Genomic DNA, 8,274 nt, shown 5'->3' with positions numbered 1-8,274 from the left:
AGCACGATGCCGGTGATGATCTGGATCATGAGGGCAACCCCGGCAAGTACGCCAAAATTATACCAAATGTTGATATTCCGCGGCACTGGATAGCCAGCGCCGACGGCATTGAAGACCAGCCGCGGCAAGGGCAGCCGGCTGTCTATCCACTTCATCAGTGGATGCTTGGGTTCATAATGTTCAGCCCAGGGAAAGCTCATGGTCTCACCCGATCCTGATGATGGTGTCGGAGGTGAATTCGTAAGGCGGCACTTCGAGATTGTACGGAGCCGGACCTTTGCGGATCCGCCCGGCGGTATCATAGTGGGAGCCGTGGCAGGGGCAGAAATAGCCATTGTAGTCGCCCCGGCTTTCGCCCTGGCCGGCGCCGAGGGGCACGCACCCAAGATGGGTGCAAACCCCAAGGGTGACGAGCCACTGCGGCTTGCCCGGCTTGGTCCGATCGTCAAGTGTCTGGGGGTCGCGCAGGCTCGCCACATCGACCTTGTTGGCCTCGGCAATCTCAGCAGCAGTCAGATGCTTCACGAACACTGGCTTCGACTGCCAGATCGTCTTAATCGCCATCCCCTCCTCAACGGCAGAGATATCGATTTCCGTCGTCGCCATGGCGCGAACATCGGCGGAAGGGTTCATCTGGTTGATGAAGGGGATGGCAACGGCCGCAGCACCAACGGCGCCAAACGCACCGGTTGCGATGTAGATGAAATCTCGGCGGCGGATCTCGCCGCCTTCGGCAGCTTCGGGCGTTGAGGCCATCTTGCAATTCCGTAACGCAGGAAGAACGCCCCCTTCATAGCGGGCGCGCGGGACAGAATTCAATGGACAATCTGGCGCAGCACTCGCCCCGCACACTCGCCAATGGCATAGGCTCCATATGACCGATGCGCCCGACCGGCCTACCTTTCCAGCTGTCGCCCACCCTCATGATGCGCCACCGCAGATGGCACCGCCAGGGCCGATCCGGCGGTTGCTGCTGTTCTGCGGCTCGCGCGCCGGCGCCGACCCGCGGCACATGGCAACGGCCAGCGCAGTCGGGGCGCTGCTTGCCGCACGCGGGGTCACGCTCATCTATGGCGGTGGCGCGCTTGGGCTGATGGGAGCAGCCGGGCGCGCTGCGCGCGACGGCGGCGGGCGCGTAGAAGGCGTGATCCCCTCGTTCCTTGTGGCGCTCGAAGTGGCCCTGGACGGGCTCGCCCATCTTGAGGTGGTGGATAGCCTGCACGTGCGCAAGGCGCGCATGTTCGAGACGGCGGACGCAGTGCTGGCGCTGCCAGGAGGGATCGGCACGCTTGATGAGCTCGTCGAGATCCTCTCCTGGCGCAACCTCCGCCTTCACGACCGGCCGGTCCTGCTGCTGGGCGATGGCGGCTTCTGGGAGCCTTTTCTTGCACTCCTTGCCCATCTCGAGGCGACCGGGTTTGTCGGCCGGGACGTGCTGGCGCATGTGACCCACTTGCCGTCGCTCGCAGCGCTTGAAGCCCTGCTGCCCCCCGGTTAGGGACCGACGACCACGGGGGCCGAGGAGCAGCATGGACAAGATCAAGGTGAAAGGTCCGGTCGTCGAGCTGGACGGCGACGAGATGACGCGGATTATCTGGGCCTGGATCCGCGAACGTCTGATCCTTCCCTATCTCGAGGTGGACCTGCGTTACTATGATCTTGGAATTGCCGAGCGCGACCGGACCGAGGATCGAGTGACAGTGGAGGCGGCGCACGCGATCGCCGAGCATGGGGTGGGCGTCAAATGCGCAACCATCACTCCAGATGAAGCGCGAGTCGCAGAGTTTGGCCTCAAGAAAATGTGGAAGTCCCCAAATGGGACTATCCGCAACGTCCTGGGCGGTGTGGTGTTTCGCGAGCCCATCGTCATCAGGACTGTACCGCGCCTCATCCCCGGCTGGACGAGTCCCATCGTGGTCGGCCGGCATGCTTTCGGCGATCAATATAAGGCGACGGACTTCCGGATCCCAGGGCCTGGCCGCTTGACCATTCGCTGGGAACCAGAAGACGGCGGCGAAGCGATTGAGCATGAAGTCTTTCACTTCCCCTCCGCTGGTGTTGCGATGGGAATGTACAATCTCGACGACAGCATCCGCGATTTCGCCCGAGCCTGCCTGAATTATGGCCTGGCACGGAAATGGCCAGTCTATCTCTCGACCAAGAACACGATCCTCAAGGCCTATGACGGCCGCTTCAAGGACCTGTTCCAGGACGTGTTCGATTCCGAATTCAAATCGGATTTTACGCGCGCTGGCATCACTTATGAGCATCGCCTCGTCGACGACCTGGTCGCCTCGGCGCTCAAATGGTCGGGTGCGTTTGTGTGGGCGTGCAAGAATTATGACGGTGACGTGCAGTCTGACATGGTGGCACAGGGCTTCGGTTCGCTCGGCCTCATGACGAGCGTGCTGATGACGCCCGATGGCCGGATCGTCGAGGCGGAGGCTGCGCACGGGACGGTCACACGACATTATCGCCAGCACCAGCAGGGCAAGAGCACTTCGACCAACCCGATTGCCTCGATCTTCGCCTGGACACGAGGTCTCATGCATCGCGGCAAGCTTGACGAGACGCCCGAGGTGACTCGCTTTGCCGAGACGCTGGAGCGGGTTTGCATCGAAACTGTCGAAGGCGGTGCCATGACCAAGGACCTTGCGCTCTTGATCGGCCCGGACCAGCCGTGGATGACGACAGAAGCCTTCTTCGATTCCATTGTCGCCAATCTCGAGGCGGAGATGGGCAGGGACGGGGCCTGAGCCTGCGTAGGGCCTCTCGCTTGTCTTCCTGCACATTGCTGGTGGCAGCCCCGCCAGCCCCTGCCTTTTACCGCGCATATTCGGCACGAGTTCTCGCTCTTGCCACGAAGGGGCTTGGGGCCAGCGCTAAGCAGAGCCTCGGCTTGCTGACGTTGATGCGGCCCTTCCAGCTGCTCGAAGAATGGCGACTCGACGGCCTGCTGGGGTGCAGCAAGCGGATCTTGCGTGATGGGCGCGTCAAACCTGCCCATGCCTGCAGCCCGCGGTGGGCGAAGCTCGTCTATGCCCGGCTGGGCGATACGCCCAATAGCTCAAGTCGCCCAGCAACTGTCCCCCTTGCAGACTGCAGCTGATGCGGATCGGCTTGCTTACTGGCGGCGGCGATGTGCCGGGGCTCAATCCTTGCATCCGCGCGGTTGTGCTAAGCGCTTGCGAGGGCGGGCACGAGGTCGTGGGGCTGAAGCGTGGCTGGCAGGGGGTGGTGGCGGCAGCGACGAGCGACGATCCTTTTGCAGCAGGCCATGCCGTGATGCTGGATCGTGCTGCTGTGCGCGGGATCGATCGTCTGGGCGGCACGATCCTCCACAGCGCCCGATTCGACCCGACCACGGACACAGGCGATCACACGGCGGCCATCCTCGCGCTGTTCGGGAGGCTCGGGCTTGATGCGCTGATCGTGCTCGGTGGTGACGGAACGCTCAGGTCGGCAGTGCATTTCTCGAAGCTTGGCGTCCCCGTGGTCGCAGTACCCAAGACGATGGACAATGATGTCTTCGGCACCGACTATGCTCTCGGTTTCTCGACGGCCGTCACGCGTTCGGTGGACGCCATCAATGCGCTTAGGACCACAGCAGCAAGCCACGAGCGGGTCGCCATCGTCGAGCTGTTCGGCCGCCGCTCGGGCGAGACGGCGCTCGTCGCCGGGTTCCTGGCGCAGGTGGACAGGACGGCGATCGCCGAAGTGCCGGTTGCACCCGAGCGGCTGTTCCCCCTGCTGGTCGCGGACCGGGCGGAAAATCCGGACGGCTATGCGATCCTGGTGGTCTCGGAAGGGGCCGTGATCGAGGGTGCGGCAGCTGCCGACCTGGACCTCTCGGCAAGCCAGCGGAAAGGAGCCGGGATCGGCCGGCAACTCGCCCGCAGTTTTGAAGCAGCAACAGGGGTCGGCACCATCGTGCAGGAGCTCGCCTATCTCATGCGCGCCGGGGCGCCCGATGCGCTCGACCGGATGGTCGGCTTCGCCTTCGGCGCGCTCGCCGTGCAGCTGCTGGAGGAGGGACGGCATGGGCGGCTGGTCGGGCTCATCGACGGCAATTATGCAAGCTCGGAGATCGAGGTGCTGATGCAGGGCGCGCGGCGGGTGGATGTCGAGCGCCTGTTCGACCCGGCCACCTACCGGCCCAAGCTCGGCCGAGTCGAGGGCCTGCCGATGTTCGTCTACTGACGGGCGAGCCAGGCCCAAGGGCGGGCGCGGCGATCCTGTTCCTGCCAGGCGGCAATCGCGTCAGCCTCGAGGAGCGTGAGCGCGATGGGGTCCAGGCCTTCCATCAGCATGGTGCGGGCCTCGTCGGGCAGGGTGAAGGGGTGGCCGTTCACCTGCATCGCCTCGAGATCAACCGTGACCGGGTTTGCGAGGCTCGCGATCACCTCGCGCGGGAGCACCACGGGGGCGATCCCGTTGCGCACGCAATTCGCGAAGAAGATCGGATTGAAGCTCTCGGCAATGACGGCGCGGAAGCCATGTTCGGCGAGCGCCCAGGCGGCATGTTCGCGGCTGGAGCCGCAGCCGACATTGGCGCCAGCGAGCCAGATGGGGGCCTTGCGGAACTGCGGCCAGTTGAGGGGGAAGTCGGGGTTCTCAAGGCGGGCCACGGGATCGAGATAGCGGCGGTTGGCGAACAGGCCGGCGGCAAGGCCGGTCCGGCCCGTGCCCTTGATCTCGCGGCTGGGGATAATGATGTCGGTATCGACATTGTCCTCGCGGAAGGGGAGCGCGGGACCGCAGATTATGCGGAGCGGCGCAGGCATCAGCCGGGCACTCCAGGATGGGCGATGGCGCCGGCAATGGCGCTCGCTGCCACCACTTCGGGACTGGCGATGTGGGTGCGCGTTCCCGGGCCCTGCCGGCTCTCGAAATTGCGGTTGGTGGACGAGATGACCCGCTCGCCAGCGCCGAAGCTTTCCCCTCCCGCAAAGAAGCAGAGCGAGCAGCCCGACTCCCGCCATTCAAAGCCAGCGTCGGTGAAGATGCGGTCCAGCCCTTCCGCCTCGGCGGCGCGCTTGACTGCCTGGCTTCCGGGAACGACGAGCGCCTTGCGCACGCCCGGCGCCACCCTGTGGCCGCGGACGATCTCGGCTGCGCGCCTGAGATCGGAGAGACGGCTGTTGGTGCAGGAGCCGATGAAGGCGCCCTCGATGGGGAGGCCGAGCAGCGGCTGGCCGGGTGCGAGCCCCATGTAGGCGAGCGCGCGGGCGTGGGCTTCGGCAGCGAGGCCGGCCTGCGATGCGGTCGGGACGGTGCCGGAGATCGCCACGCTGTGTTGCGGGCTGGTGCCCCAGGAGACCATGGGGGCAACGTCGGCGGCATCGACGTGGATCTCACGTGCGAAGACGGAGTCGGGTCCGGAGCGGAGCGTCTGCCAACAGGCGAGCGCCTGCTCCCAAAGCGGACCTGCAGGCGCGTAACGCCGGCCAGCAAGCCAGGCAAAGGTCTCCGAATCAGGGGCGATGAGGGCAGAGAAGGCGCCGAACTCCGTTGCCATGTTGGCGAGCGTCATCCGCCCTTCCATGTCGAGTGCTGTGACAGCTGGGCCGGCGAACTCGACCACCATGCCCTCTCCGCCGCGGGCGCCGTGGGTGGCGATCAGGTGGAGGGCGAGGTCCTTGGGCGTGACGCCGGGCCCGAGCCGGCCGCTGACCGTCACGCGCATCGCCCCGGGCTTCTGGACCCGCAAGGTGCCGGTTGCGAGCGCATGCTCGGCCTCGGAGCTGCCGAGTCCCCAGGCGAGCGCGCCGAAGGCTCCTTGCGTTCCCGTATGACTGTCAGGAGCAACCAGGGTGAGACCAGGGAGCACGATCCCAAGCTCGGGCGAGATGACATGGGTGATGCCCTGGTCCTTGTCGGTCACGTCGAAGACCTTGAGGCCGAACGCGCGGGCGGCGGCGCGGGTTTCGCTGATGAAGGCCTGGCCGCCGGGCATGAGCGTCTGGTCGGTGCGGCCGGGGCGCGTGTCGACGATATGGTCCATGACGACGAAGGCGTGCGCCGGGTTTGTGACCGAACGCGCCGAGGCCGCAAGCGCGCGCAGCGCCGCGGCCCCGGTGCGTTCGTGGAGCATGACCCGGTCGATGGCGACCAGGCCGGGACGGATCTCATGGGTGCGCCAGATCTGCTCGAAAAGAGAGGGCATGGAGGCAAAGCATAGCCTTGCTTGCGGCGGCGCGGCAATTGCCGGCGCCGGAAGCGGGGGCTAGGGCGAGCCCGTGAACGTGCCTTCCAATGACGACAGGAAGAGGCAGACGCGGCTGTCGAGTCTCGGGCTGTTGTGGGAGCATGCCCGCTGCTACCCGGCCCAGCTCATTGCCGCATTTGTCGCGCTGGTGGTGGCCGCAGGTGCAACGCTTGCCATCCCGCAGGGTTTCAAGCTCATCATCGACCGCGGCTTTGCTGCCGGCGCAGGTTCCGACATCTCCCGCTGGTTCCTCATCCTCCTTGCAGTTGTCGCTGTGCTCGGCGTTGCGACTGCGGTGCGCTTCTACTTTGTCTCCTGGGTGGGCGAGCGGATCGTCCGCGATTTGCGGACTCGAGTACAGGGCCATCTCTTGCGGCTCGACCCCGGCTTCTTCGAGCTCAATCGCCCATCCGAGATTGCTTCGCGTCTGACGGCAGATACCGCCATCATCGAGCAGGTTGTCGCGACCTCCACCTCGATGGCGCTGCGCAACGCCTTCATGGGAGTGGGGGGCTTTGCCTATCTGTTCTGGCTGAGCCCGAAGCTGACAGGTCTCATGTTGCTTGTGATTCCGATGGTTGTTGGCCCCATCATCCTGATGGGGCGGATGGTGCGGAATCTCTCGCAGAAGAGCCAGGACCGGGTGGCAGATGTCGGCGCCTTGGTCTCGGAGACGCTTCGCGCCATCAAGACAGTGCAGGCCTTTGGTGCGGTCGGGCGGGAGAGCGACCGCTTCGCCGCCGCCGCCGAGCGGGCCTTCCAGACCGCGCTCCGGCGGAACCGGATCCGGGCCATCCTGACGGCGGTCGTCATTGTGCTCGCCTTCGGGGCGATCACGCTGGTGCTTTGGGAAGGCGCGCGCGACGTTGTCGCCGGGCGGATGACCGGTGGCACCATCGCGGCCTTTGTGCTGGCGAGTGCGATCGTCGCTGGCGCAGTCGGGGCACTTTCGGAGGTCTATGGTGATTTCATGCGTGCAGCAGGGGCCTCGGCGCGGATCCGCGAGCTTCTGGCCGAGCAGCCCGAGATTCGCGCGCCGGACCGGCCAGTTGCGCTGCCAGTGCCGGCGGAGGGGCGGCTCGTCTTCGAGAGAGTCCGCTTCCGCTACCCGAGCCGGCCTGATGCCGTCGCGTTGGATGGAATTGAGTTCCGCGTTGCCCCCGGCGAGCGGATCGCAATCGTCGGCCCATCCGGGGCGGGCAAGTCGACCATCTTCCAGCTGGTGCTGCGGTTCCACGACCCGGAGGCCGGGCGGGTGCTGCTGGACGGGGTGGACTTGAGGGACGCCGACCCAGACGCGGTGCGGGCCCGGATTGCCGTCGTGCCGCAGGAGCCCGTCATCTTCTCAGGGACAGCACGGGATAATATCGCTTACGGTCGTTGGGAGGCAACCGAGGCGGAAATATGGGACGCGGCCGAAGCTGCGCACGCCGCCGAATTCCTGCGGGCGCTTCCCGAGGGCCTCATGAGCGAGCTGGGGGAAGGCGGTGTGCGACTTTCCGGCGGCCAGCGCCAGCGGATTGCAATTGCCCGGGCGATCTTGAAGGATGCGCCACTACTGCTGCTCGACGAGGCGACGTCGGCGCTCGACTCGGAGAGTGAGGCGCTGGTCGCCGATGCGCTCGAAACCCTGATGGCAACACGCACGACGCTCGTCATAGCGCATCGACTGGCAACGGTCAGGACGGCAGACCGGATCCTTGTGATGGAGGGCGGGCGGATCGTGGAAAGTGGGCGCCACAGCGAGCTGGTGGCGCGCGGAGGCCTCTACGCCCGGCTTGCTCGGCTTCAGTTCACAGCCGAAGCGGCCTGACAGCTTTCTAGCTCGCGTAGGCCTCGTTGCCGACAAAGCCCATTTTCTTAATGCCACTCAACTGCGCAATTGCCATGACCTGGTTCACCACTTCGTAGCGGGCAAGAGCGTCGGGGCGGAGGCGAAGCTCGGGCTGGTCATCGGCCGGCATTCTGCCAACCTGCTCCATGTAGGTGCGGAGCTGCTCCATGGTCACTTCCTGATCGTTCCAGTAGATGGTGTTGAGGAAGTCGATGTTCACCTGGTTGAAGGT

At 65.5% G+C, this 8,274-nt stretch carries 8 protein-coding genes and 1 pseudogene; 4 read left to right on the top strand and 5 right to left on the bottom strand.

Going from position 1 to position 8,274, the window contains the following annotated elements; translation table 11 throughout:
- Together ACWIQA_RS04710 and petA are read right to left on the bottom strand one after the other, a co-directional pair.
- Positions 1-200: pseudogene (locus tag ACWIQA_RS04710) on the bottom strand (cytochrome b); the annotation flags it as partial.
- 4 nt (positions 201-204) lie between these two features.
- Positions 205-756 (bottom strand): ubiquinol-cytochrome c reductase iron-sulfur subunit, encoded by a 552-nt coding sequence (gene petA, locus ACWIQA_RS04705; RefSeq protein WP_448581911.1) that lies wholly within the window; start codon positions 754-756, stop codon positions 205-207.
- 118 nt (positions 757-874) lie between these two features.
- Between petA and ACWIQA_RS04700 the strand changes: the two genes are divergently transcribed.
- The 3 genes from ACWIQA_RS04700 (at position 875) to ACWIQA_RS04690 (ending at position 4,200) form a co-directional block, all read left to right on the top strand.
- Positions 875-1,498: an LOG family protein gene (locus ACWIQA_RS04700; RefSeq protein WP_448581910.1), complete on the top strand. Its 624-nt coding sequence runs from the start codon at positions 875-877 to the stop codon at positions 1,496-1,498.
- A 31-nt stretch (positions 1,499-1,529) separates the two neighbouring features.
- The gene (locus tag ACWIQA_RS04695; protein ID WP_448581909.1) at positions 1,530-2,756 is read left to right on the top strand and encodes an NADP-dependent isocitrate dehydrogenase; all 1,227 of its coding nucleotides are present in this window, start codon (positions 1,530-1,532) and stop codon (positions 2,754-2,756) included.
- A gap of 352 nt (positions 2,757-3,108) precedes the next feature.
- Positions 3,109-4,200: a 6-phosphofructokinase gene (locus ACWIQA_RS04690; protein WP_448581908.1), complete on the top strand. Its 1,092-nt coding sequence runs from the start codon at positions 3,109-3,111 to the stop codon at positions 4,198-4,200.
- Here ACWIQA_RS04690 and leuD read toward each other — a convergent pair.
- Together leuD and ACWIQA_RS04680 are read right to left on the bottom strand one after the other, a co-directional pair.
- Positions 4,194-4,784: a 3-isopropylmalate dehydratase small subunit gene (gene leuD / locus ACWIQA_RS04685; RefSeq protein ID WP_448581907.1), complete on the bottom strand. Its 591-nt coding sequence runs from the start codon at positions 4,782-4,784 to the stop codon at positions 4,194-4,196. The genes ACWIQA_RS04690 and leuD overlap by 7 nt on opposite strands.
- The gene (locus ACWIQA_RS04680) at positions 4,784-6,166 is read right to left on the bottom strand and encodes a 3-isopropylmalate dehydratase large subunit (protein WP_448581906.1); all 1,383 of its coding nucleotides are present in this window, start codon (positions 6,164-6,166) and stop codon (positions 4,784-4,786) included. The genes leuD and ACWIQA_RS04680 overlap by 1 nt, the downstream gene beginning before the upstream one ends.
- Before the next feature lie 79 nt (positions 6,167-6,245).
- Between ACWIQA_RS04680 and ACWIQA_RS04675 the strand changes: the two genes are divergently transcribed.
- The gene (locus ACWIQA_RS04675; RefSeq protein WP_448581912.1) at positions 6,246-8,021 is read left to right on the top strand and encodes an ABC transporter transmembrane domain-containing protein; all 1,776 of its coding nucleotides are present in this window, start codon (positions 6,246-6,248) and stop codon (positions 8,019-8,021) included.
- A 7-nt stretch (positions 8,022-8,028) separates the two neighbouring features.
- On the opposite strand, the gene ACWIQA_RS04670 is transcribed toward ACWIQA_RS04675, so the two are convergent.
- Positions 8,029-8,274 (bottom strand): ExbD/TolR family protein (locus ACWIQA_RS04670; protein ID WP_448581905.1); only part of this gene is annotated, 246 nt, incomplete at its 5' end.

The organism is Thermaurantiacus sp., from assembly GCF_053487655.1.
Note: the sequence above shows the minus strand (reverse complement) of the source record. Positions and strands in the feature narration are given on the sequence as shown.